The 23,895-nt window shown below is 68.9% G+C and carries 25 protein-coding genes and 1 tRNA gene; 7 read left to right on the forward strand and 19 right to left on the reverse strand.

Annotation, left to right across the window (positions count from 1 at the left end):
- Positions 1–16: 16 nt before the first annotated feature.
- Positions 17–883, reverse strand: coding sequence for an NUDIX hydrolase (locus ABZZ22_RS10400; protein ID WP_354930300.1), 867 nt, complete (start codon positions 881–883; stop codon positions 17–19).
- A gap of 63 nt (positions 884–946) precedes the next feature.
- Here ABZZ22_RS10400 and ABZZ22_RS10405 point away from each other — a divergent pair, with 63 nt between their 5' ends.
- On the forward strand, positions 947–2,080 hold the full coding sequence (locus ABZZ22_RS10405) for a hypothetical protein (protein ID WP_354930303.1): 1,134 nt from the start codon (positions 947–949) through the stop codon (positions 2,078–2,080).
- A gap of 11 nt (positions 2,081–2,091) precedes the next feature.
- Here ABZZ22_RS10405 and ABZZ22_RS10410 read toward each other — a convergent pair whose 3' ends face one another.
- Together ABZZ22_RS10410 and ABZZ22_RS10415 are read right to left on the reverse strand one after the other, a co-directional pair.
- Positions 2,092–2,238 carry a hypothetical protein gene (locus ABZZ22_RS10410; RefSeq protein WP_354930306.1) on the reverse strand — a complete coding sequence of 49 codons (147 nt, stop codon included), beginning with the start codon at positions 2,236–2,238 and terminating at the stop codon, positions 2,092–2,094.
- Positions 2,239–2,468: 230 nt separating this feature from the next.
- Positions 2,469–2,672: a cold-shock protein gene (locus tag ABZZ22_RS10415; RefSeq protein ID WP_045548871.1), complete on the reverse strand. Its 204-nt coding sequence runs from the start codon at positions 2,670–2,672 to the stop codon at positions 2,469–2,471.
- 451 nt (positions 2,673–3,123) lie between these two features.
- Between ABZZ22_RS10415 and ABZZ22_RS10420 the strand changes: the two genes are divergently transcribed.
- The 3 genes from ABZZ22_RS10420 to ABZZ22_RS10430 all read left to right on the forward strand — a co-directional run bounded on the left by ABZZ22_RS10420 (position 3,124) and on the right by ABZZ22_RS10430 (position 5,635).
- On the forward strand, positions 3,124–4,029 hold the full coding sequence (locus tag ABZZ22_RS10420) for an NADP-dependent oxidoreductase (protein WP_354930310.1): 906 nt from the start codon (positions 3,124–3,126) through the stop codon (positions 4,027–4,029).
- Positions 4,030–4,095: 66 nt separating this feature from the next.
- A complete protein-coding gene (locus ABZZ22_RS10425) occupies positions 4,096–5,157 on the forward strand; it encodes an alkene reductase (protein WP_354930313.1) in 1,062 nt (353 codons plus the stop codon).
- A gap of 10 nt (positions 5,158–5,167) precedes the next feature.
- Positions 5,168–5,635: a MarR family winged helix-turn-helix transcriptional regulator gene (locus ABZZ22_RS10430; protein ID WP_354930316.1), complete on the forward strand. Its 468-nt coding sequence runs from the start codon at positions 5,168–5,170 to the stop codon at positions 5,633–5,635.
- Between the two features lie 58 nt (positions 5,636–5,693).
- Here ABZZ22_RS10430 and ABZZ22_RS10435 read toward each other — a convergent pair.
- Together ABZZ22_RS10435 and ABZZ22_RS10440 are read right to left on the reverse strand one after the other, a co-directional pair.
- Positions 5,694–5,766: transfer RNA gene (locus ABZZ22_RS10435), tRNA-Lys, on the reverse strand.
- 31 nt (positions 5,767–5,797) lie between these two features.
- Positions 5,798–6,667: a helix-turn-helix transcriptional regulator gene (locus ABZZ22_RS10440; RefSeq protein WP_354930319.1), complete on the reverse strand. Its 870-nt coding sequence runs from the start codon at positions 6,665–6,667 to the stop codon at positions 5,798–5,800.
- Between the two features lie 170 nt (positions 6,668–6,837).
- Between ABZZ22_RS10440 and ABZZ22_RS10445 the strand changes: the two genes are divergently transcribed.
- A complete protein-coding gene (locus ABZZ22_RS10445) occupies positions 6,838–7,554 on the forward strand; it encodes a TetR/AcrR family transcriptional regulator (protein WP_354930322.1) in 717 nt (238 codons plus the stop codon).
- Between the two features lie 62 nt (positions 7,555–7,616).
- Here the strand turns inward: ABZZ22_RS10445 and ABZZ22_RS10450 are convergent, their stop codons facing one another.
- From ABZZ22_RS10450 to ABZZ22_RS10465, 4 genes are all read right to left on the reverse strand, one after another.
- A complete protein-coding gene (locus ABZZ22_RS10450) occupies positions 7,617–9,452 on the reverse strand; it encodes a bifunctional metallophosphatase/5'-nucleotidase (protein ID WP_354930325.1) in 1,836 nt (611 codons plus the stop codon).
- 107 nt (positions 9,453–9,559) lie between these two features.
- Positions 9,560–10,879, reverse strand: coding sequence for a M20 family metallopeptidase (locus ABZZ22_RS10455; protein WP_354930328.1), 1,320 nt, complete (start codon positions 10,877–10,879; stop codon positions 9,560–9,562).
- A gap of 185 nt (positions 10,880–11,064) precedes the next feature.
- A complete protein-coding gene (locus ABZZ22_RS10460) occupies positions 11,065–12,894 on the reverse strand; it encodes a serine hydrolase (protein ID WP_354930331.1) in 1,830 nt (609 codons plus the stop codon).
- Positions 12,895–12,997: 103 nt separating this feature from the next.
- Entirely contained in the window at positions 12,998–14,473 is a 1,476-nt protein-coding gene (locus ABZZ22_RS10465) for an amidase (RefSeq protein WP_354930334.1), read from the reverse strand.
- 79 nt (positions 14,474–14,552) lie between these two features.
- On the opposite strand from ABZZ22_RS10465, the gene ABZZ22_RS10470 reads away from it, so the two are divergent.
- Complete coding sequence (locus tag ABZZ22_RS10470; protein WP_354930337.1) at positions 14,553–14,987, forward strand: DUF4440 domain-containing protein; 435 nt, start codon at positions 14,553–14,555, stop codon at positions 14,985–14,987.
- Positions 14,988–14,994: 7 nt separating this feature from the next.
- On the opposite strand, the gene mgrA is transcribed toward ABZZ22_RS10470, so the two are convergent.
- The 8 genes from mgrA to ABZZ22_RS10510 all read right to left on the reverse strand — a co-directional run bounded on the left by mgrA (position 14,995) and on the right by ABZZ22_RS10510 (position 22,190).
- On the reverse strand, positions 14,995–16,053 hold the full coding sequence (mgrA, locus tag ABZZ22_RS10475) for an L-glyceraldehyde 3-phosphate reductase (protein ID WP_354930340.1): 1,059 nt from the start codon (positions 16,051–16,053) through the stop codon (positions 14,995–14,997).
- Positions 16,050–16,460, reverse strand: a complete 411-nt coding sequence (locus ABZZ22_RS10480; RefSeq protein ID WP_354930343.1) for a DoxX family protein — start codon at positions 16,458–16,460, stop codon at positions 16,050–16,052. Before ABZZ22_RS10480 ends, mgrA begins: the two co-directional genes overlap by 4 nt.
- Before the next feature lie 45 nt (positions 16,461–16,505).
- Positions 16,506–17,768, reverse strand: a complete 1,263-nt coding sequence (locus ABZZ22_RS10485) for a HipA domain-containing protein (protein WP_354930346.1) — start codon at positions 17,766–17,768, stop codon at positions 16,506–16,508.
- Positions 17,761–18,000, reverse strand: a complete 240-nt coding sequence (locus tag ABZZ22_RS10490) for a helix-turn-helix transcriptional regulator (RefSeq protein WP_354930349.1) — start codon at positions 17,998–18,000, stop codon at positions 17,761–17,763. Before ABZZ22_RS10490 ends, ABZZ22_RS10485 begins: the two co-directional genes overlap by 8 nt.
- Before the next feature lie 267 nt (positions 18,001–18,267).
- Entirely contained in the window at positions 18,268–19,257 is a 990-nt protein-coding gene (locus ABZZ22_RS10495; RefSeq protein ID WP_354930352.1) for a hypothetical protein, read from the reverse strand.
- 69 nt (positions 19,258–19,326) lie between these two features.
- Positions 19,327–20,349 (reverse strand): 4-hydroxy-2-oxovalerate aldolase, encoded by a 1,023-nt coding sequence (dmpG, locus tag ABZZ22_RS10500; RefSeq protein WP_354930355.1) that lies wholly within the window; start codon positions 20,347–20,349, stop codon positions 19,327–19,329.
- Between the two features lies 1 nt (position 20,350).
- A complete protein-coding gene (locus tag ABZZ22_RS10505) occupies positions 20,351–21,364 on the reverse strand; it encodes an acetaldehyde dehydrogenase (acetylating) (RefSeq protein WP_354930358.1) in 1,014 nt (337 codons plus the stop codon).
- Positions 21,365–21,386: 22 nt separating this feature from the next.
- A complete protein-coding gene (locus ABZZ22_RS10510) occupies positions 21,387–22,190 on the reverse strand; it encodes a fumarylacetoacetate hydrolase family protein (RefSeq protein WP_354930360.1) in 804 nt (267 codons plus the stop codon).
- Between the two features lie 69 nt (positions 22,191–22,259).
- Between ABZZ22_RS10510 and ABZZ22_RS10515 the strand changes: the two genes are divergently transcribed.
- Positions 22,260–23,027, forward strand: a complete 768-nt coding sequence (locus ABZZ22_RS10515) for an IclR family transcriptional regulator (RefSeq protein ID WP_354930363.1) — start codon at positions 22,260–22,262, stop codon at positions 23,025–23,027.
- Between the two features lie 5 nt (positions 23,028–23,032).
- Here ABZZ22_RS10515 and ABZZ22_RS10520 read toward each other — a convergent pair whose 3' ends face one another.
- Positions 23,033–23,311, reverse strand: coding sequence for a hypothetical protein (locus tag ABZZ22_RS10520; RefSeq protein ID WP_354930366.1), 279 nt, complete (start codon positions 23,309–23,311; stop codon positions 23,033–23,035).
- A gap of 10 nt (positions 23,312–23,321) precedes the next feature.
- Positions 23,322–23,855, reverse strand: a complete 534-nt coding sequence (locus ABZZ22_RS10525) for a GNAT family N-acetyltransferase (protein WP_354930369.1) — start codon at positions 23,853–23,855, stop codon at positions 23,322–23,324.
- Positions 23,856–23,895: the final 40 nt, after the last annotated feature.

Consider the following 23,895-nt stretch of genomic DNA (forward strand, 5'->3'; position numbering starts at 1 on the left):
AGGCCCCGAGCCGCTTTCAGGCCTGAAAGGCCTCCGCCGCACACACTTCGCCCGCCCGCACGTGCAGGACCATCAGCTCACCCTTCGCCAGCTTCGGGTCCCGTGCGCCCAGGCCGCCGAAGAGCCACGGCAGCACCGGTCGGTGCGTGCAGATCACCGTCGGGACGGCCAGGTCACGCAGGGTCTCCGCGGCCAGGGCCGACACGCTACCTTCCTCCGCGCCCTCCTCGCTCAGCAGTCTCAGCTGCTCGGGCGAGATGCCGGCCATCCCGGCGTACGGCGCCACGGACTGCACGCAGCGGACGCTCGGCGAGGTGATCACCCGGCCGACGTCGTAGGCCATCAGCAGGCCGGCCAGGGCGACCGCCTGGGCCCGCCCGGTGTCGTCGAGCGGCCGCTCCCGGTCTGCGCGGGGCCAGGCCGAACGGCCGACCGCCGACCCGTGCCGGAGGACGACGAGGGGCGTGGTGAGGTGGCGTACGTCCACTGCCTCCTGCAGCGTGGCCCGGTCGTGCGGATAGGTGAGCCGCTCGCGCGCCTTCTCCACCGAGAGCCACTCGACCTCGTCGATCTCGTCGTTGATCTGGTAGCCGTCGACGTCGTCGTCGGTGCCGGCAGCGGCGCGGCCGACCCAGTAGTGGACCACCTTCTGTCCCGCCTCGACGGGATAGCGCTGCGGCCGGAGCGGGCGGCCGAGTGCGACCCTCAGACCGGTCTCCTCGCGCACCTCGCGGATCGCGGCCACCGGCACCGTCTCACCGGGGTCGACCTTGCCCTTGGGGAAGGACCAGTCGTCGTACTTGGGTCTGTGGACCAACGCCACCTCGGGCAGGTCGTCGTGCTCGCGAAAAACCACTACGCCGGCGGCCGGGATCTCGGGCATGGGCACAGGGTATGTCGGCTGGGTGTATCAGTTGGGCGATCGGCTCGTCTAAGGTTCGTCGGGATGCTCCGCAACCCTCAGCTTCTCGATCGCCCTCGGACGTGGGCCGGTCGGTCGACCCGAGTCGTACGCGCCCACCCCCTGTTGACCATCGCGGTGGGCGTCCTCGTCGCGGCGCTGGTGATCTTCCTGGCCCGGACGTGGGTGACCCGTGGCGGCGACCTCGACGAGGCGCTGCGGCTGGCCCCCAGCGAGGCGACCCGGGTCTCGTTCACCGACTGGGCCGGCATCCGCGAGAGCGTCGGCACCGACCTCGATGCGAGCTCCTCACCGGCGGAGGTCCACGAGATGATCGACGAGGCCTATACGAAAGACCTCACCTCGACCTCGGTGCTGCCCGATGCCTCGGGGCTGCTGCAGCAGCACTTCGGCTGGTCACCGGCGACCCTCGACTGGGAGCTCTACACCCAGTCGACCGAGGGCGCGCTCATGCTCGCGCACCTCGAGGACATGGACGCCGACCACCTCGTCGACAAGCTCACCTCGATGGGGTTCACCGCCCCTGAGGACGATCCTGCCGACGGCGGCGTCTGGGACGGCACTCTGGTCCCGTTCGCCAACTTCACCGACTCCGGGATCGACTCGACGATCTCCCCGCAGCTCACCTACATCGCCTTCCTGCCCAAGCGAGACCTCATCGTGGCCTCGGACGGTCGGCGCTACCTCGGCGACCAGGTCGAGAACCTCGGCGACGGCGATCTGAACGAGCCGATGACGGAGGCAGCCGGCCGGCTCGGCGACCCGCTCTCGGCGTTCGTCTACGACGGGGACTTCACCTGCAGCGAGATCGGGCTCAGCGGCGCCTCGGCCGCCGACCAGGACCAGGCCGACGGCCTGGTCGACGCAGCCGGCGACATCAACCCGATCGCGGGCTTCGCCATGGCGGCCGAGCCGAGCGGGAACGTACGCGTCGCGATGGCCTTCGAGAACGACGACCAGGCGCGCACCAACGCCGACACCCGCGCCAAGCTCGCAGTCGGCCCGGCCCCGGGCCAGGGCGGCACCTTCGACGAGCGGTTCGACCTCGGAAAGGTCGCGGCCGAGGATGCGGTCGTCACCATGCAGCTGCAGCCGAAGGACGGCACTGCCGTGCTCTCCGACCTGGCGAACGGACCACTGCTCTTCGCGACCTGCTGAAAGGACTCCAGCTAGAGGATGATCCCGAGGATGCGGTCGATCTCCTCCTGGGAGAGGTGATCCTCGGACTCGCTGGCGGCGACGATGAGGTTGGTGGTGAGCTCGACCTCGAGGAGCAGCTCGGGATCTTCCAGCGTCACATCGAACTGGTCAGCCACGCCCGCCTCCTCACCCTAAGACCTGGTCTTCACATCATCGCCCAGTCTCGGTGGATCTGCGTGCTGATCCGCCAAGAACCATCAAAAGTTGTCACATCAAGCGTGACACAGAAGTCTGAGAGCGCTCCAATCAGACCACGAGGCCCCAGCCAGACGGCTGGGGCCTCGGTGCAGATGATCAGTGTCGGCTTACGCCGAACCCGAGATCGTCTTGATATTCAGCGAGCGAATCAGAGAGGACGAACGTTCTCCGCCTGCGGGCCCTTCGGGCCCTGCGTGACGTCGAACTCGACCTTCTGGTTCTCGTCCAGCGACTTGTAGCCGTTGGTCTGGATCGCAGAGTAGTGCACGAAGACGTCGTCGCCGCCGTCCTCCTGCGCGATGAAGCCGAAACCCTTCTCGGCGTTGAACCACTTAACGGTGCCCTGAGCCATCTGCTCGTTACTCCTTAGTCGGGGCGAGAGGCCACCAGGTTCGGTAGCCCCGCATCAGGGGCGGGTGACACGTCGCTCCGACCTGTGTTCCCGAACCTGGGTCCGGGCGGGCACAGAGCAGAAACGCCGTTGGCTCACAAACTCCGCAGGCGTCAGACCTTCTGGAACTTGCTCCTGTTGCGGGAGTGACATTAGCAACTCGCGGGCCGCTGCGAACCCCCCTTGGCGGATCGTTTTACGCGCGAAGCGGTGAAGCTTGCGCGACAGAGCCGTGAAACGGCCGCTCAGCGGGACGTTCGCCCACCGCCTCCGAGGGAGTCTGCGGACAGCGAGAGCCCAGCCGGGTCTGCCCGTCGACGCAATACTTGGCTAGCCACATGATTCCCGCTACGATGGTTAGGTGGCTGACCACATTATTTGCCAGAGCGACGCGACCCGAAGTGGAGTCTTCATGAAAGCAATCATTCTCGACGAGTTCGGTGGCCCGGATGTGCTGCACGAGGCGGACGTCGAAGTCCCGCAGCCCGGCCCCGGCCAGGTCCGAGTGCGCGTCAAGGCCGCCGGGCTGAACGCGCTGGACGGCAAGAAGCGCACCGGGGCGCTCGAGGCCATCTTCCCGACGACGTTTCCCGCCATCCCCGGCGGGGAGCTCGCGGGTGTGGTCGACGCGCTCGGTGAGGGCGTGAGCGACGTACAGGTCGGCGACGAGGTGCTCGGCTGGGCAGACACCGGCTCGTACGCCGAGTACGCCCTGGCCACCGCTGTGGCCCGCAAGCCCGCAGATCTCTCCTGGCAGGACGCGGCCGCACTGCCGGTCGCCACCGAGACCGCCGAACGGGTCCTGGACCAGCTGGACGTGACCGCCGGGGAGACCGTGCTGATGCACGGCGCCTCCGGAGCGGTCGGCACCGTGGCCGTGCAGCTCGCCACGGCTCGCGGTGCGCGCGTGATCGCCACCGCCGGCCCCTCGAACCAGGACTACCTGACCTCGCTCGGCGCGACCCCGACCACCTATGGCGAGGGCCTGGTCGAGCGGGTGCGGACCCTGGCTCCCGATGGTGTGGACGCGGTCTTCGACCTGGCCGGCAAGGGCGCCCTACCCGACTCCATCACCTTGCGCGGCGGCACCGAGCGCATCGTCACCATCGCCGACTTCAGTGCGGGCCAGCTGGGCGTCACCTTCTCCCCCGGCGGCGGAGGCCACCCCGCCGAGCGCCTCGCCGCGGTGGCTCAGGACGCCGCGGCCGGAAAGCTGACCACCACCGTCACGTCGTACCCGTTGGCCAAGGCGGCCGAGGCCCAGCGGGCCAGCGACGCCGGACACGTGCGCGGCAAGCTCGTCCTCGCCGTCGACTGAGCGCCCCGTCCCAACCCCACCTGTTGTGGTGGCCGTTCGGGCCACCGCGTACCGAAGGAGAATCTCATGCTGGAATCCCTGTGGGCCCCGATCACCCTCGGCGGCACCGCTTTGCCACACCGTCTGGTCATGGCACCCATGACCCGTGACCGCTCCACCCCGGAGGGCGTGCCGACGGAGCTGAATGCCGAGTACTACGCACAGCGCGCCTCCAAGGCGCTGATCATCACCGAGGGCACCCAGCCCTCCGCCGACGGCCAGGGCTACCTGCTCACCCCCGGCATCTACAACGACGCGCAGATCGCCGGATGGCGCAAGGTCACCGACGCGGTGCACGCGGCAGGCAGCCGTGTGTTCATCCAGCTGATGCACGTCGGCCGGATCTCCCATCCCGACAACACTCCGCACCACCGTCAGCCTGTCGCCCCCTCGGCGATCCGCCCGGACGGCGTGATGTTCACCGCGTCCGGCCCTCAGAAGATGCCCGAGCCCCGTGCGCTCTCGACTCAGGAGGTCACCGAGACCGTCGAGGACTTCCGGCGCGCGGCCGCCTCGGCTGTCGCCGCGGGCGCGGACGGGGTGGAGATCCACGGCGCCAACGGCTACCTGATCCACCAGTTCCTCTCCGGCAACGCCAACCAGCGCACAGACCGTTACGGCGGCTCGATCGAGGCCCGTATCCGGTTCGCCGTGGAGGTTGTCGGCGCGGTGGCCGACGAGATCGGCCCCGCGCGCACCGGCATCCGTATCTCGCCGGGAAACCCGTACAACGACATCGCCGAGTCCGATACCCACGAGCTGTATCCGGCGCTCGTCGAGGCACTGCGCCCGCTGGGGCTGGCTTACCTGCATCTGATGCATGTGGGCGACGAAGAGCTGCTCGACACGCTTCGCGCACAGTGGCCGGGCACTTTGATCCTCAACCGGCCCGGCGCCGACATCTCGGCCCGTGCCAAGGACGTCGACAACGGCACGGCCGACCTGGTATCCGTGGGTGCACTGGCGCTTGCCAACCCCGACCTGGTCGAGCGGCTGCGCGTCGGGGCAGAGTTGAACAGTCCCGACCCGGCGACCTTCTACGGTGGCGGAGCGGTCGGATACACCGACTACCCCACCCACACCGGCTGAAGCGGAGACCATGCCCGAGATTCCCACCACCGCCGCAGGCGGGCCGATGAGCTACGCGATCTTCCAGCTCGCTCGTGCCCACCGCGCCTACGCCGGCGCCCTGCTGCGCAAGATGGACCTGCACCCCGGCCAAGAGCTGCTCCTGATGCAGCTGCTGGACCGCGAGGGCCAGACTCAGTCCGAGCTTCTCGAGAGCGTTGGCCTCGATCACTCCACCGTCTCCAAGTCCCTGCGGCGCATGCAGGAAGCGGGCCTGCTGGTCCGCGAGCCGGCCGAGCACGACCGGCGGGTGATGGTCGTCCATCTCACGGACAAGGGCCGTGCCATGCGCGAACCCATCGCCGCCCTGTGGCAGAGCCTGGAGGGAGTCTCCGCGAGCAGTCTGACCGAGGATCAGGCAGCGGCGTTCGTCGAGACTGCTGGCGCGATCACCGACTCGATCACCAGTCGCCCGCTGCCGCAAGAAGAGTCCGGCTGACCCTCATCACAGGGCCGAGCCCCGAGTCGCATGTGCGGCTCGGGGCTCGAGCCCGATGTAGGCCGTGTCGGTCTCGAACCGACGACCCATGGATTAAAAGTCCACTGCTCTACCAACTGAGCTAACGGCCCGTCGGGAGTCTACCGGAGCAACGGTCTTCTCCTATTCTGGGACGCCCGGCGAGGGGTGCATCCGCTCGCTGGCGATGCGGGAGCACCGCTCGGCGGCGGCCGCGCCCGTCAGCGCATGCTCGAGCAGCAGCTGGGCCCAGCGCTCGTAGCGGGTGACCTCGACAGGGTCGGCGATCTCGAGATCGCCGGCACTGGTCTCGAGGGTGACGATCCGGTCGCGCTGGTCCCAGCCGTGCTGCACCAGAACCGGGAAGCTCTCGAAGGGAACGATCCCGATGGTGGCCTTGGTGGTCGTCGCCAGCCTGGCGATGTGATCGATCTGGGCGCGCATGATGTCCGGCGAGCCGACCAGGTGATGGAGGGCCGCCTCGCCGACCAGGATGGTGATCGATCTTCCGGCCTCGTAGAGGATCGCCGAGCGGCGCAGCCGCGCCGCGATCACACCCGAGGTCTCCTCGGGCTCGGCGTCCCGCTCACGAGCACCGCCCGCCAGAGCCAGCAGGGCACGCGCATAGTCAGGGGTCTGCAGCAGCTCGGGGACGCTGTGCGGCGCGAAGCTGGTCAGGACCTTCGTGGCGACCTCGGTCGCCGCGTACGCCTCCTGGCGCTGCTCGGCGCCACCGCCGGTCGGCGGGGCGTCTCGGAACGCGGCCTGCTCGAGGTCGGCACGGGCACGCAGCGCGAGCAGCATCTCCCTGTCGGCGCCAACCGCGGCCGCCCAGGCGCGGACCTCGTCCTCGGAGATCGACTGGCGGCCCGACTCGATCTTCGACACCTTCGGCTGGGACCAGCCCGACCCCAGAGCATCCGCGAGGTCGATTCCGGTCAGTCCGGCGGCGCGACGGGCATCTCGGAGCGCCTCGGTGAGCGCTTCGCGGGCTCGGCGGTTGGGACGGGACACGGCAGGGGCCTCCTTAGCGGGCGGGGCCGCTTCGGCAGGAGCGGCGGCTGGACGGGACCATCGTGCCCGATGTGCATACTGCGCGTCCAGATGCACATCATGATTGCCATGGCCGTCATATAATGCTTAACTGAGTCGGGGTCGGCGTCGACAGGAAGGCAGGGCCTCGGATGACCATCGGACGAACCCAACCCAGACGACCACGCCTCGTCCCATCGAGCACGACAGCCCCACCACGCGAGCAGGTCCTTCATGCCGCTGCGCAGCTGTTCGTCGCCAAAGGCTTCTCGGCCACCTCCACCCGGGAGATCGCCGAGAGGGTCGGAATCAGGCAGGCGTCGCTCTACTACCACTTCTCAGGCAAGGACGAGATCCTTGCCGAGCTTCTGGAGCGATCCGTCCGGCCCACCGTCGACAGGGTCGAGCGGATCGAGAAGCTGACCGCGGCGGAGTCCCCCGAGACCGCCCTCTACCTGCTGGCCCTCGTCGACATCCACACACTCGCTGAGGCGCCGGACAACATCGGCACGCTGGCCACCCACCCCGATGTGACCAGCAGCGAGGCGTTCGACGCCTTTCGACGTATTCGCGCCGAGCTCGCCGGCGCCTACGGCCGGATTGCCAGCCGGGCCGCAGCGCCCGGCGTCGCCGCAGCGGCCGACCCGAGCCACCTCGGCGAGATGCTCCTGCATCTGGTCGAAGCCACCACCAGCCTTCGAGGCAGCGGTGTGCCGATCGATGATGCGACCGCCGCAGTCATCGCCTCGACCTGCCTTCGCGCCTGCGGGATCCCTGACAGCCGCATCGCTCCGGCGTCGCTCTCCGCGGCTGCTGTCATCGACCAGGTGCGATCCGCGGGCGTCCAACGCCTGGACCATGGCCGCTGACAGCGCAGCGGGGCGTCGACAGGCTCAACGCCGGTCGACGCCCCGCTGCGTGCGAACTTCGTTCAGTGGGTCCCGGTGATGCGGTCGAGCGCGCCCGGGGTGTAGGGCGAGCCGGCCTCCAGGTAGCTGGCGAAGGCGTCGATGTCGAGACCGCCGTAGTAGGGGTCGGTGCCCCTGGTGAAGGCCTCGAAGGCGTCGCCGCCGCCCTGCAGGAAGTTGTTGGTCACGACCCGGTAGGACGCGGCCTTGTCGATCGGCTCACCGTTCAGCGTGACGGACCCGTCGACCGGGCCCGAGGGGCTGATCTCGTAGGAGAAGCCCTTCGAGATTTGCAGGATCTTGTGCCGGTCGGCGTTGGCGCCGGTGACCTGCTGGGTGAGCAGGTCGTAGATGTCCTGGCCGGTCATGGTCAGCGAGACCAGGTAGTTGTTGAACGGCTGGACCGTGAACGCCTCGTCGTAGGTGACATCGCCGACTGGCTCACCGTAGGGCGAGTTGGCCGCGGTCAGGTCGGCCCGGATGCCACCCGGGTTCATGAACGCGATCACCGGCGTCTGCCCGTTGTGGACCGTCGACTGGTCGGCCAGCTGGGCGTCGGCGATCAGGTCACCGAGCGCGGACTCACCGGCGGGGCTCTGGTCACGCTTGACGTCGGAGGTGATCGAGCCGAGCACCCGGGAGGCGATCGGCTCGACCAGCTCCTTGTAGGTGTTGATCAGCGTGGTCTGCTCCGGAGCCCTCGCGACATCGCGGGTGACGAGCATGTTCGAGCCCTTGACCGAGGAGCGGACGATGTCGCGCGACTTGAGGTTGTACTTCAGGTTGGTCTCGGTGTAGAGCCGCCCGAAGGATGAGGCCGAGGTGATCATGCGGGACTTGCCCTCGGGGTCGGGCACGTCGCAGACATAGGGGTTGTGAGTGTGACCGGTGACCACCATGTCGATCTCGGGGTCGAGGTTCTGCGCGATCGGCAGGATGGGCGAACCGGCGACCAGCTCACCGCCGCCCGCACAGGTGTAGTCGTAGCTGGCGTTGACGTCGTAGACCTTGCCGGTGGCCGGGTCGGTCCACTTCTCCTTCGGCAGGTTGCCGCCCTCGTGGATCAGGGTGACGATCGCCTTGACACCCTTCTTCTTCAGCACGGGCACGAGCGCGTTGGCGGTCTCGACCTCGTCCTTGAAGGTGAGGCCCTTGACTCCCTCGGCGGTGACGATGTCGGGGGTGGCCTCCAGGGTCATGCCGATGAAGCCGATCTTGGCGCCGTCGACCTCCTTGATCGCGTACGACGGCAGGATCGTCTCTCCGCTCGCGTCCTCGATCACGTTGGAGGCGAGGATGTCGAAGTCGGCGCCCTCGTAGTCGTGGGCGGCACAGGAGTTCTGGTTGTCCTCGCCGTCTCCGTCGTCGATGCAGCCACCGTCGGCGATGCGCTGCAGCTCCTGGTAGCCCTCGTCGAACTCGTGGTTGCCGACCGCGGTCACGTCCAGGCCGAGCTGGTTGAGCGCCTCGATGGACGGCTCGTCGTGGAAGGCGGCCGAGAGCAGCGGCGAGGCCCCGATCAGGTCACCCGCGGCGACAGTCAGGGAACGGTCATGGCCCTTGCGGGCCTCGGCCAGGTGGGAGGCGAGGTATTCCACGCCACCCACGTTGACGGTGTCGTCGACGGGCTTGCCTGTGGCCGGGTCGATGTGATGGCCGGTGACCAGCCGGCCGCTCGAACCCGACGGCGCCTCGAGATTGCCGTGGAAGTCGTTGAACGAGAGCAGCTGGACATCGACCAGGTGCTTTCCCGGCTTGGCCGAGGCGGATGTTGCGAGCGGAGTGGCGACTGCGGCCGCTGCGAGAGCGACGGCAGCGACCGCCACAGCGGGGCGAAGCTTTCGGATGTTACGCGGCATTGCGGGGCTCCCCATCTCAAAGATCGACGAAGGGAACAATGCCCCTTCGGGTTTCGATTGTGAAGAGGTAACCGCGTTACCGCTGCCGAATCGTCATCTACCGTTAACTACTCGAAAAATTCGGTAACGTCGACCGCTCCCCCGGCCTCCTCGAACTCCTCGCGGACCGTCTCCCGCAGCTTCGCGTCGGAGAGGTAGTCGGCAGCCACCCCGGCGAGGCCGTAGGCGGCATCGACGAGCACCTCGTCGGCGTATGGCGTGACCGCAGCAGCGGCGAACTCCCGGCTGTGCAGGGACACGTCGGGCTCGGCGATCTTGACCATCGCGTGCAGTCCGGGAACCCGGAAGGAGACGTTGCCGAAGTCGGTGGAGCCGGCGAGGAGATCCGGGACCACACCGGGCGCCAGGACGGTGTGGTTGCGCTCCTGGTAGCGGCGGTTCCAGGCCTCCGCGAGCCCGGTGTTGTTGCGGATGGGCAGGTAGACCGGTGACTCGTCCCAGCTGAGCTCGACGCCGCACCCGGTCATCAGCGCCGCACCCATCGCCATCTCCTCCAGCCGCTGGGAGAGGATCTTGAGCGTCTCGGGGTAGGCGGAGCGGACGTAGAACTGGATCGAGGCGTGCTCCGGGATCACATTGGGACGCAGACCGCCCTCGGTGATGATCGCGTGCACCCGGTCGGTCGGCGGCATCTGCTGCCGGTTGAGCGCGACGCCGGTGTAGAGCAGGTTGGCCGCGTCCAGGGCGTTGCGCCCCATGAACGGCTGGATCGAGGCGTGCGCCGGCACCCCGACGTACGTCACCCGCAGCTGCCTGCGGCCAAGGAAGACCGGCTCGGAGTTGTCGTAGGTGAACGGGTGGACCATGATCGCGGCGTCGACGCCGTCGAAGGCACCCTTCTGCGCCATCAGCTCCTTGCCGCCGCCGCCCTCCTCGGCCGGGGTGCCGAGCCAGATGACGCGGCCCCCGAGGCGGTCGATCACGCTCGCGATGGCCAAGAACGCGCCCACCCCGACCGTGGCGATCAGGTTGTGGCCGCAGCCGTGGCCGATGCCGGGGAGCGCGTCGTACTCGGAGAGCACCGCGACCGTCGGACCGTCCAAGGTGTCTCCGGCCGAGGCGTAGAGGGCGGTCGAGAGGCCATAGGCACCGCGCGCCACCTCGATGCCGTGGGCCTCGACGAACTCGGCGAGACCGGCCGCGCTCCGATGCTCCTCGAACCCGGTCTCCGGGTGGTCGGCGAGGTCGTGGGAGACCGCGACCAGCTCAGGGCCGAGATCCACGAGCTTGTCGCGGATCGCGTCCAGGATCCCCCTCGGCGCGCCCGCCGAAGGGGACTCGACCGCCTTGGTGATGAGCGCCTTGGCGTCCGCCTCGTCGCGGAACTGGTTGACCAGGAACGGGTTCGGCTGCTGCGGCTGGCTCATGCCGCCGCCTCGGTTGAGAAGGGCAAAGAATACCGAAACGGCGGCCTGAGGCCTATGGTCACTCGCTGGCGCTCGCTCATGCCGCCGCCTCGGTTGAGAAGGGCAAAGAATACCGAAACGGCGGCCTGAGGCCTATGGTCACTCGCTGGCGCTCGCTCATGCCGCCAGAGGCTATCGGTGGAGAGTCATCGATCGCTCAGAGCCCAGCCGTCGGCGACGATGCGGGCCTCGTCGGCGGGACGCGCCGAGTCGAACACCGTACGCCGCCCCTGGCTCACCACGATACCGTCGACGAAGATCCCGCGGCCCTGGGAGGACGAGTCGGTCTCGTAGGTCCACCGGACCGCGGTCGTGCCGGCGGGCAGCTCCGCGTGTCCGCGCAGCCACCGGCGACCGCCGTAGCCGTTGACCGCCTCGCTGATCTCCCAGCTCCAGCCGCCACCCTCGAGCTTCCACGGCAGAGCGCTGAAAGTGGTGCCGTCGGTGGAGTACTGCAACCGGCCGAAGTCGTAGCGCGGCTCGGTGTCGAAGTAGTAGTCGAAGTCGAGGTTTGCGCCGTCGGTGGCCGCGAGCGGCACGTCGAGCGTCGCCTTCTTCGCGTTGGCGCGGCCCGAGAACCACGACGTACGCCCCTTCGCGGGCTTGACCGCCGAGGCCATGCCGAGCGCGTCGGAGACGACCCGGCGAGAGGGGTTGTTGCTGCCCCAGTCCCGGCTGGGGTGGACGCGGTTGGTCATGAGCACGACGAGCTGGTGGCCGATCGGGTCCATCACGATGCTGGTGCCGGTGTAACCGGTGTGGCCGAAGGAGACCGGCGACCAGATCGGTCCGTGATACCAGGTCGTGGCGAGCTCCCAGCCGAGACCGCGGGAGCTGGTGAACTGGCCACCGGTGAAGTCGCGCAGCGAGAGCCGGACCGTCTCCTCCTCCAGGATCCTCGTGCCGTTGTAGACACCGCCGTTGAGGAACATCTGGCCGAACCTGGCCATGTCCGCGGCGGTCGAGAAGATGCCCGCGTGGCCGGCGACCCCGCCGAGGGCCCAGGCGTTCTCGTCGTGCACCTCGCCGCGGATCATCGGGCGGCCGGCCCACGGCTGGTACTCGGTGGCGGCGACACGGTGGAGGATGTCGGCGGGCGGGTTGTACATGGTGTCGCGCATGCCCAGGGGCGCGGTGATGTGGTCGCGTACGTAGGTGTCGAGCTTCTTGCCCGAGAGCCGCTCGATGAGCAGCCCGAGGGTGATCAGGTTGATGTCGGAGTAGCGGTAGACCTGCTCGGGAGCGTGGGTGGGCTTCGTGTTCATGATCGCCGCCACCCGCTCGTCGTAGGTGTCGTAGCCGGCCCACAGCGACGGCGACGGGCCGGCGAGCAGGCCGGAGACGTGCGTGAGGAGGTGGCGCACGAGGATCGTGCTCTTGCCGTTCGGCGCGAACTCGGGCAGATAGGTGACCACCGGCGCCTCGAGATCGAGGCTGCCCCGCTCCACCAGCTGGAGGATCGCGGTCGCGGTGAAGAGCTTCGACATCGAGGCGACGTCCCACAGCGTGTCCAGCCCGGCGTCGACCTGCTGGTCCGCGGGCAGCTCGACGACGGTCGTGCCGTCGAGGCCGTACCTGAGCGCCTTGCCCACGCTCTCGTGGGCCACGATGACGCCGTCCTTGACCGCGATCGCGGTGGCCCCTGCGTACAGGGGGTGGGCGGGGTTCTCTGTGGTCGGCTCGAGGAACCGGGCCAGCTCCGAGCGGATCTTCGCGATCCGCGTCGGGTCCAGGCCCACCTGGCGGGCGTGGCCGGGGCGCAGGACGGTGCGCGGGGTGAAGGTGAGGTCCTCGGGCGTGATCGTGGGCGGCTGACCGGCCAGCGACGCGAGCGTCTTGGCGCCCACCTTCGTCGGGGTCTCGGGCGTCGAGGCGACCGCGGTGCCGCCGACCATCGCCATCGTGATTCCACCGAGGGCGCCGCCGAGGAGGCTGCGCCGTGAGGACATGACCAGGTCTGACCGTGGGGGCGTCATGTCTCGATGATGCCGCTCCGGAGGCGTCTTCGCGTCTGAAAGAAAAATTTCTTTCAGCGAGACGGACGTGGGGCCAGAGATTCTGTCCTCAGATTGTCCGTCCTCAGAGATTCGGCCGATGCTGCGCCCAGGGTGCCGACTGCTCCAGCTGGGCCGCGACCTGTAGCAGCAGCCCGTCGTCGCCGAGCTGCCCGGACAGCTGCACGCCCAGCGGCAGCCCGGACGCGGTTCGGTGGGTCGGCACCGAGATCGCCGGGCGGCCGGTGAGGTTGGCGAGCTGGGTGTAGGGCACCCAGCCAAGGTTCTCGGCGACCAGCTGGTCGATCAGGCCGGTCGCCCGCATCACCCGCCCGCCGCGCACCTTGTAGAGCAGCCGCGCCGCGGTCTGGAGAGCCTTGGGCGTGACCACCTGCCCCACCTTCAGCGGCGGCTTGGCCAGCGTCGGGGTGAGCAGCAGGTCGTACGTAGCGTGGAAGTCGCTCAGGCGGCGGACGTGGTTGCGGCGGTTGATGTGGGCCAGCTCGACGGCGACCACTCCCCCGGCTCGGCCGAGCTCGGCCACCGCGAGGGTGTCGGCCTCGAAGTCGGCGTCCTTGGCACCGACCCGGAGCTTGGTCTCGGCGACCTCGGCGGCCGCCGAGGCGAACCAGATGGTGAGGAAGTCGCGGCCGAGCTCGACGGCGTCGTAGGGCGCCTCGACCGCCTCGACCTCGTGGCCGAGCGCCTCGAGCATCTTGGCCGCGTCTTCGACGGCCGCGATCGCCTCCGGGTCGGGCGCGGTGATCGAGGACACCGAGGTGAACCCGATGCGGAGCTTGCGCGGCGGGGTCGAGATGGCCTCGGCGAACGCCGTGCCGGGACGAGGCGCGTGGATCATCGCCATCGCCTGGTCACCGACGAGCGCATCGTAGAGTCCGGCCGCGTCGCGCACGGAGCGCGTCACCACGCCTTGGACGACGAAGCCGCTGGAAGCGTCCAGGCTCTGCGGCCCCAAGGGGAGCAGCCCGCGGGTGGTCTTCAGCCCGACCAGGCCGTTGCAGGCGGCAGGGATCCGGATCGATCCGCCGCCGTCGTTGGCGCCGGCGGCCGGGACGATCCCGGCGGCCACCGCGGCTCCCGACCCACCCGAGGAGCCACCGGGCGTGTGGCCGGTGTTCCACGGGTTGCGCGCGGCACCGAACAGCTCCGGCTCGGTGATCCCCTTCGCCCCGAACTCCGGGGTGTTGGTCTTCCCGAAGATCACCAGACCAGCGTCCAGAGCGCTCTGAGTGAAGTAGGAGTGCTCTTCGGCGACATCGCCCACGAGCGCACGCGAGCCGTAGGTCGTCGGGTGGCCCCGATACTCCTGAGCCAGGTCCTTCACCAGGAACGGCACCCCGGCGAACGGCCCGCTCGGGCCGTCGCCGGCAACCTGGGCGTCGGCCTCCGGGATGTCCGCGACGATCGCATTGATCCGCGGATTCACCGCCTCGGCCCGTTCCCGTGCCGCGGCCAGAACCTCGGCCGCGGTCACCTCCTTGGAGGCGACCAGCTCCGCCAGCCCGGTGGCGTCGTACCTCAGATACTCATCGACCCGCATGAGCGCAGGCTAGGGCATGCACGATCCGCGCACCTCCAAATGAAGTGCCGGATCCGGGCTGGGTGACTATGTTCCGGACATGACCATCACCGGCGGCGAAGCCGCATCGAAGTCGGACGAGACGGCAATCGAGGCCTTGGTGCGTGCGTTCTTCTCGGCTTTCACCGCAGGACCGGACGCGGCCGCCCGCCTGGACGATCTGCGCCGGATCATGCTCCCCGGCGCCACCATCGCGCGCACGTGCGGGCTGCCGGCCGAGATATACGACGTCGAGTCCTTCATCGCCCCGCGTCTCACGCTCCTGACCAGCGGCGAGATCACCGAGTTCGAGGAATGGCCGGAGCCCGGCCGCATCGACGTCTTCGGCGACATCGCCCACTGGTGGGGCGCCTACGGCAAGCGCTGGCGCACCGAAGGCGAGATCCACACCGGCAAGGGCATGAAGACGATGTCGTTCGTGCGCACCGAATCCGGCTGGCGGATCAGCTCCGCAGCCTGGGACGACGAGCGTTGAGGGCCGGTCAGTTGAAGATCTCCCGGTGGTCACCCTCGACCCTGTCGCGCTTCCACATGTCGATGCCGGTGGCCGTGGCGTACTCGTCGATCCTGGCCAGCTCCTCGGTGGTCAGCTCTGGACCGGAGAGCGCGCCGAGGCAGTCGGTGACCTGCTCGGGGCGGGAGGCTCCGATGACGACCGAGGTCATCCGCGGGTCACGCAGCGCCCAGGCGAGCGCCATCTGAGCAAGGGTCTGGCCACGCTCTGCGGCGAGGGCGTTGAGCGACTCGATGCCGGTCAGCGTCTCGGGCGTGAGCGCGTCCGGCGACAGGAACCGTGCCTTGGCCGCACGGGAGTCCTCGGGGACGGTGCCGCCGAGATACTTGTTCGTCAGCAGGCCCTGCGCCAGCGGCGAGAACGAGATCGCACCGGCGCCGACCTCGTCGAGCGTGTCCAGCAGTCCGTCGGTCTCGAGCCAGCGGTTGAAGATGGAGTAGGACGGCTGGTGGATCAGCAGCGGCGTGCCGAGATCGCTCAGGATCGCCGCAGCCTCGCGGGTCAGCGCCGAGGAGTAGGAGCTCAGCCCGACGTAGAGGGCCTTGCCCGACCGCACGATCTGGTCGAGCGCGGCCATGGTCTCCTCCAGCGGCGTGCTGGGGTCGGGGCGGTGGTGGTAGTAGATGTCGACGTAGTCGAGCCCCATCCGCGTCAAGGACTGGTCGAGGCTGGAGATCAGATACTTCCGCGAGCCGCCGACCTTGCCGTACGGCCCCGGCCACATGTCCCAGCCGGCCTTGGTCGAGATCACCAGCTCGTCCCGCAGCCCCGCGAAGTCCTCGCGCAGGTGGCGGCCGAAGTTCTCCTCCGCCGAGCCGTAGGGAGGGCCGTAGTTGTTGGCCAGATCGAAGTGGGTGATGCCGGCGTCGAAGGCCGTACGCAGGATCGCCCGCTGCCGCTCGAACGGCAGGTCGTCACCGAAGTTGTGCCACAGCCCGAGGCTGACCGCCGGGAGGTCCAGGCCGCTGTGGCCGGTCCGCCGATACTCCATCGCGTCGTAGCGGGACTCCGAAGGAACGTACGTCATGCGTCGATCCCCTTTCCGGCGCGCAGCGCCACCTTGATCATCGGCCACTGCAGCGGCAGCCGCGCGAGCGTACCCGCGAAGAACCCGGCCGACTTGGGGGTCCGCTTCCGGTTCGCCCGCTTCCCGGCGTCGACACTCATCTGCACGTTGGCCGGGAACACACCCACCAGCAGCGCGGCACTCGCGAGCCCCGCGATCCGACGGGTCTTCGGGTGCAGCAGCCCCAGCCCGCAGAGGATCTCCGCCACCCCGGAGACCTCGACCACCTTGCGCGCATCCGGCAGCGCCGACGGCACGATCGGCTCGAACACCTGCGGCCTCACCAGATGCAGGGTCCCCGACCCGAGGAACAATGCGGCCAACCCGGCCAGCGGCAGATCGATCCGCGAAGAAGATTCAGTGCTCACGGGTACGACTCTTCCACAGGCGCAAAGAGGCTCACCTCAGGGCCGTCACAGCCATCCCCGAGATGAGCTCAGCTCCGCTCCCGCTGATCGCCCCGCCCTGAGGTTGGTCGTGAAGGCTCGGATGTCCTCCACCAGACCAGGATGAGCGCCGTCGGCAGGGACCTCGACCTCGACGATCTCCGCGATGTCGGCCAGAGCGTCATCGACCAGCGCCTCCGCACCGCGGAGCCGCCACGAAGCGACCTCTGCGACCAGATCGGCGCGGGTCACGGCCGCGTGCGGGTAGACCCCGTCGACCGCGAGCGCCAGCTCACCGTCATTCGGCAGATGCCGCTGTGGGACGACGTCGTATGCCGGGGCGATCTCGACCGAGCCGTCCGGGTGGTGCAGCAAGGAGATGTTCTTGGCATGCATGTCGAGGTTCCCGATGGCTGCTGCCAGCACCGTCATCGTGGCCAGCTTCCGCAGCGAGCCGGAGTCACCGAGCGCACTGAGCTCGCCGGCGATCCGCTTCAGGGAGACCTTGCCGCCGTACTTCTGGTACTTCTGGTCGCCGCGCGCCCCCAGCACCTGGTTGAAGTCCTCCTGATGCACCCTGCTCGGGACACCGTCGGTCCCGTCGCCGCGGTCGTACCGTTCGATCACCAGCGCCGGCTCACCGGCGAACTCCTCGATGAACGTCTCGTACGTCGTCAGGCCCAGAGTCTGCGCGCACCTGGCGCCGTACTCCTCGTCGTAGATCATCGACGGGAAGTCGGAGGTGACCGGCTTGAGGATGTGTGTGGACGGATACCCGTCCAGCGCCCGATGCCAGCCGTCGTCGTTGCGCACCAGGACGATCTTGTCCTGTACGCCCGCTAGCGACGTCTTGCCTCCGGAGGGCTTGTTGGCGAGCGGGAAGGCGCCGACCTCACTGAGCAGATCCGCCACCCCTTGCTCACCGACAGGTTCGAGCTGCGGGGTCCGCGGTTCGCCGGGAACATCGGGGTCCCAGATCTGCAGGGCACCCGCCACATCTCGCCCGTAGACCCGCAGCATCCCGATCACATCGCGCTCGTTGACGTCGGCCATCGCCGCCAGCCGCGACAGCATCCGACCTTCGGGAAGCATCTCTGCGAAGAAGTTCTGTCGACGTGGCTTGCGGCCGCGCGGTGGGACCGGGGCGAGCGGAACAGCCAGCGACAGGACCGTGCTGTCCAGGCCGTACGTCTCCACCGCATCCGCGGAGGCGACGAAGTCGTACGTCGCGCTCGACCCGACCAACCGCCCGATCGGCTCGCCGTAGAGCTCGACCACGAGGTCACTCATCGTCGTTCCGAGGGTCGATGGTCGCGGTCAACTCGGTTCCTGTCTCTCGCATCAGAGCAAAGAGACGATCGACGAAGATCGACGGCTTACCCGCCTCGATCTCCCAGATGTAACGCTGCGTCGTCCCGATCCTCGCCGCGAGCTCGCGCTGACTCCAGCCGTTCAGCAGTCTCGCCTGCTGCAGGATCCGCCCCAGTGACTCCGGGCTAGTGACCTTTCCGGTGTACGACATAAGCACCTCCTACGACTACCATAACGTATTCATCATTCCTGACTACGCAAAGGTAGTCAGGAAAGTCGACGCCAGTTTCGTAGTCAACTCAAGCGCGTAGACGACCTCTCCTTGACCAGCACCGGGCAGCAGGTCCGCGCACTCCCGATGCTGGGTGGCGACATGCTTGAGACCGGACCTTCTCGAGTACGCGGCGCGAGCGGGCGTTGCCCGCGACGTCGACCTGGGGAGCGCCAGGCGTACATGGTACGCCCGGCGCTCCCCAGGTCAGGCGAACTTCATGCGGCATTCCTCGCCGCAGGGTTTCATGGCCCCCTGCCAGCCGTTGCGTCTCAGGATCCTGGCGATCCGGGTTGCCGTCTGGCACGGGGTGTCGAAGACCTGGTGGAAGCGGAGTCGGGCGGTGAGGGAACCGGTCGTGGCGAGATCGTCGAGGGCGCGGTCGGCGTCTCGCGCCTGGTCGCGCCAGGAGTCGTGGCCGAGGGCGCCGTCGAGCTCGACGACGAGACGGTACGCCGCATACTCGACGTCGCGGAACTGGTTCCCCGCCGGACCGAACCGTGGCGCCTGGCGCGTCCCGACGGGTAGGCCGTGGGCTCGCTCGACCTTGGCGAGGTAGCCGTGTTCGAGCACGGAGTGGGTGCCCGCCTCGAGGTCGTCGACCAGGCCGACGAGGAGCGACCGGCGGCGGATCGACGGGTAGCGGTCGAGGGCGGCACGCAGCGAGTCCGCGGTGACGTACGGTCTGCTCGCCACCTCCGCGAGCCGGGCGATCGCGTCGATGTCCTTGGTCGCCTCGTGCGCCATCGCCAGCGCATTGTCCTCGACGTTGAGCCGGGGCGGCGTGCCGCCGTAGGCGCGCGGCTCCAGTCCCTTCATCCGGTGGATGATGATGCCGCCCTGCGGCCGGATCCGGCGGCTGTGATCGATGGCGACGTGGATCGGGGCGCCGTCGTCGCGACTCCTCGGCTCCTCGACGCTGGTCCAGCACAGGTAGGCGGGCTCGGCGTAGAGGACTGCCGCCCAGGCGCGCTGGCGCCATGTCATCGGGCCGGCGTGGTCGACGTAGACCCGCGGGTGGACGCGACGGAGCTCCTTACGACGCACCTTCCGCTCGATGTCCGTCTTCGTCACCCCGCCGGCGGTCAGCTGCGCATGGCTCGCGACGCCGTCCTGCATGAGCAGATGGGCGCGCAGCAGCCGAGCAGCGTCCTCGCGTCGCTCCCGCGCCTTCCGCTCATCCGCTGTCTCGATCACGGAGCGACCCTAACCCGGGGAGCGCCAGGCGCACCACGTACGCCCCGCGCTCCCCAGGTCCCAGGAGGCTCAGTTTCCTGCGCCGCGTTCCTCCAACTTGGTCAGGCAGATGTCTACGATCATGTCTTCCTGGCCGCCTACCAGACCTCTCCGGCCACACTCCATGAGGATGTCGCGGGTGTCGACGCCATAACGGGCGCTGGCGTTCTCGGCGTGGCGGAGGAAGGAGGAGTAGACGCCCGCGTAGCCCATGGTGAGGGTCTCGCGGTCGACCCGGACGGGGCGGTCCTGGAGCGGGCGGACGATGTCGTCGGCGGCGTCCTGGAGCTTGAACAGGTCGCAGTTGTGCTTGAAGTCCGACAGGTTGGCGACCGCGATGAAGGCCTCGATCGGGCAGTTGCCCGCACCGGCGCCGTGACCGGCGAGCGAGGCGTCGACACGGTAGACACCGTTCTCGACCGCGACGACCGAGTTGGCCACCGACAGCGACAGGTTCTCGTGGGCGTGGATGCCGATCTCGGTCTCGTCGTCGAGCACGGAGCGGTAGGCGCGGACCCGGTCACGTACGTCGTTCATCGTCAGCCGGCCACCGGAGTCGGTGACGTAGACGCAGTGCGCGCCGTAGGACTCCATCAGCTTCGCCTGCTCGGCGAGCTGCTCGGGCGGGGCCATGTGCGAGAGCATCAGGAAGCCGGAGACGTCCATCCCCATCTCGCGAGCCGCGGCGATGTGCTGCGCCGAGACGTCCGCCTCGGTGCAGTGCGTCGCGACCCGCACCGACCGCACGCCGAGCTCATGGGCACGCTTCAGGTCGTGGATCGTGCCGACACCGGGAAGCAGCAGGGTCGTCAGGTGGGCGTTCTTGATGACCGAGGCGGCCGCCTCGATCCACTCCCAGTCGGAGTTGGAGCCGGGGCCGTAGTTGACCGAGCCGCCGGTCAGGCCGTCGCCGTGCGCGACCTCGATGGCGTCGACGCCGGCCTCATCGGCGGCGATGACGATCCGCTTGACGTCCTCCGGGGTGATCCGGTGGCGTACGGCGTGCATGCCGTCGCGCAGCGAGACCTCTTGGACATAGATGGGCGTCGACATGTCATGCCTCCTGATCAGCTGTGTTGGTCTCGACACGCTCGCTGGAGCTCGCGGCTCGACCGACGCCAGCAGCGATGCGTTCGGCCACCTGCAGCGCGGCCGAGGTCATGATGTCGAGGTTCCCCGCGTATGCCGGGAGGTAGTGCGCGGCGCCCTCGACCTCGAGGAACACCGACACCTGATGCCTGGGTCGGGCGGTCTCGCCCTCGGCCAGCAGCGTCTCCACCGGCTGGTCCGCAGGGATCTCCTGCACCTGCACCTTCTGCTTGAGCCGGTAGCCGGGGACGTACGCAGCGACGTCGCCGACCATCTTCTCCACCGACTCGGTGATCTCCGCGGTCAGCTCCTCCAGGGATCGCGACCCGCCCTCGACCAGCGCATACACCGTGTCGCGCATGATCAGCGGCGGTTCGGCCGGGTTGAGGATGATGATCGCCTTGCCGCGCTTGGCGCCGCCGACCTGCACGATCGCGCCCGAGGTGGTCTCGGTGAACTCGTCGATGTTGGCCCGGGTGCCGGGGCCGGCGGAGCGAGAAGAGATCGAGGCGACGATCTCGCCGTAGGCCACCGGCACGACCCGCGCGACCGCGGCCACGATCGGGATCGTGGCCTGCCCTCCGCAGGTCACCATGTTCACGTTGGGAGCGTCGATGTGCTCGTCGATGTTGACGGCCGGGATGAGGTACGGGCCGATCGCCGCCGGGGTGAGGTCGATCAGCCGCTTGCCGTAGGGCGCCAGCGCGGCCGCGTTGGCGACGTGCGCCTTGGCCGAGGTCGCGTCGAAGACGATCTCGATGTCGTCGAACCCTGGCAGCCCGATCAGCCCCTCGACCCCGTCGGCGGTCGTCGCGAAACCGAAGCGCTCCGCCCGGGCGAGCCCGTCGGAGGACGGGTCGATCCCGACCATCGCGCCCATCTCCAGGTGCTGCGAGGTACGCATCACCTTGATCATCAGGTCGGTGCCGATGTTGCCCGACCCGATGATCGCCACTTTCGTCTTGGCTGTGCTTGCCACTGAGCTGTCCATTGGCATGGAGTCACTTCCCTACGCTGAAGGCCACCGAGCCGAGGCCCGACACGGTGGAACGAACGGTGTTGCCCGGGGCGATCGGCCGCATCGGCCCGAGCGCGCCGGAGAGGATGAGCTGGCCGGCTCGCAGCGGCTCCCCGAAGTCGCGGGCATAACGAGCCAGCCACTGGACCGCGTTGACCGGGTCGCCCAGACAGGCGGCCCCGGTGCCGGTCGAGACCTCCTCGTCGTCGATCGACATCGACATCGAGACGTCCTTGGGCTCGAACTCGTCCAGCCGGCGACGTTCGGTCCCGAGGACGAAGGCCCCCGCGGAGGCGTTGTCCGCGACCGTGTCGCCGAAGGCGATCTTCCAGTCCGCGATCCGGCTGCCGCAGATCTCGATCGCCGCGACGGCGTAGTCGATGGCCTCCCGGACCTGGTCGTAGCCGAGGTCACCGTCGGCCAGGTCGGCCGCGAGGACGAAGGCGATCTCGGCCTCGGCCCGCGGCTGCAGGATGGTGTCGGCGGGGATCGTGGCATCGGCTGCGTACGCCATGTCGTCGAAGAGCACACCGAAGTCGGGGGTGTCCACGCCGATCTGCTCCTGCACGGCCTTGGACGTGAGCCCGATCTTGCGGCCCACGATCGTGGCTCCGCCGGCGACCCGGGCGGCGGTGAGCCGCTCCTGGATCGCGTACGCCGTCGCCAGGTCGGTCGCGCCCAGCAGATCCCGCATCGGCGGCACGGGGGTGCTGGTCACCGAGGCGGTCAGCAGCCGATCTGCCGCGGCATCGACGGCAGCATCGGACGGAGAGGTCACTTCGTTCATACCCCCACGGTCTCAGCAGATGTGCGAAAGGAGCGGGGTAGGCGTCCCGCTGACCGGTACGGTGATCTCATGCCACACGAGCCTGCCGATCTCGACACCGTGCTCGGCAAGGCGGTGACCATCCTGCGGGCCTTCACGGTCGACGACCAGGTGCTCTCGCTGGCCGAGCTCGTCCGCCGCACCGGACTCCCCAAGGCGACCGCCCACCGCGTCGCCGGCGACCTGGTCACCAACCGGCTCCTGGACCGCACCAACCTCGGCTACCGCCTCTCCGGCGGCCTCTTCGAGCTCGGCATGCGCGCCTCGGTCGAGCGCTCGCTGCTGGAGCTGGCGATGCCGTTCCTCCAGGACCTCTACGAGCGCACCCACGAGACCGTCCACCTGGGGGTCCGCGAAGGGCACGACGTCGTCTACGTCGCCAAGATCGGCGGCCACCGACAGGCCAAGTCCCCCTCCCGACCGGGTGGACGGATGCCCGTCCACTGCACCGCGATCGGCAAGATCCTGCTCGCCTTCTCCGACCCCGAGGTGCAGCAGGAGGTCCTCAGCAGCCCCCTCCAGCGGCGTACGCCCCACACGATCGTCGCTCCCGGCCTGCTGGAGCGCCAGCTCGGCGCCGCGGTCGAGAACGGCGTCGCCTTCGAGCGCGAGGAGTCGGCGCCCGGCCTCCAGTGCATCGCCGCCCCCATCCTCACCGACGGCGACAGGGCTCTGGCCGCGATCAGCGTCACCGGCCCCGTGGGGCGCTTCCGCCCCGAGGCCTACGTGACCCAGGTCCGGGCAGCTGCCCAGGGTCTGTCCAGCCTGGCGAGCCGCCGCCGCTCACTCTCCAGCTGAGGAGGTCAGTCGGTGCGGGCCGGCGGCAGGTCGGCCAACCTGGCGTCGGGGTGGGCCCGGACGGCGTCGAGAAGCTCCAGCCAACCCCGCCCGACGTCGTCGAGCCTGTCTTCGGAGACGAGCCGGAAGGCGGCGGCCCGCAAGACCTCGACCCCTGCCTCGGGCGTACGTCCGGTGGTGCGCAGGCTTGTCAGGACCTCCTCCACCACGTCAGCGGGCGCGGCGGGATCACCGGCCAACGCCCACTCCAGCTCCCCCTCGGTCGCGACATCGTCGTCGCTCATCGGCGCTCGCTCACAGCTTGATCCAGTAACGCCGGGTGGGGCCATACCCGTACGCAGACGCGTCGATGACGTCTTGGAGCTCGCCACCCTGCGACTCGATGGTGCGAGCGGAGGCGCCGTTGTCCTCGTCGCAGGTGATCAGGACGCGTTCCAGGCCCAACGCCCGCGCCTCGGCGAGCACCATCCCGAGCGCTCGCCGGGCGTGCCCCTGGCGACGGGACGAAGGCCGTACCGAGTAGCCGATGTGCCCGCCCACGTTCTCCAGGGACTCGTTGAGCTCGTGGCGCAGCTGGATGAACCCGACGACCTCACCGTCGTCGGTGATCCAGAAGGTCGAGGCGTGCACCCGTCCGGCGGCCGGCGGCACCGAGGTGTCCCGGGACCGCGCGGTCTTCGCGACCAGCCGCTCGCACGCCTGCCGGCTCGTGTCGGCGGCCTCCTCGTCAGGGATGGAGGCACCATCGACGTGCCCTCCCTCGAACTCGCGGACGGTGGCTGCCCAGGAGTCGTAGAGGTCGAGCGTGGGAAGAACGAGTGCAGTCATGTCGCAAGCAGACCAGCCGAAGGCCGCGCGGACAAACCGT

Origin of the sequence: Nocardioides sp. NPDC006273 (assembly GCF_040613495.1) — a bacterium.
GTDB lineage: Bacteria > Actinomycetota > Actinomycetes > Propionibacteriales > Nocardioidaceae > Nocardioides.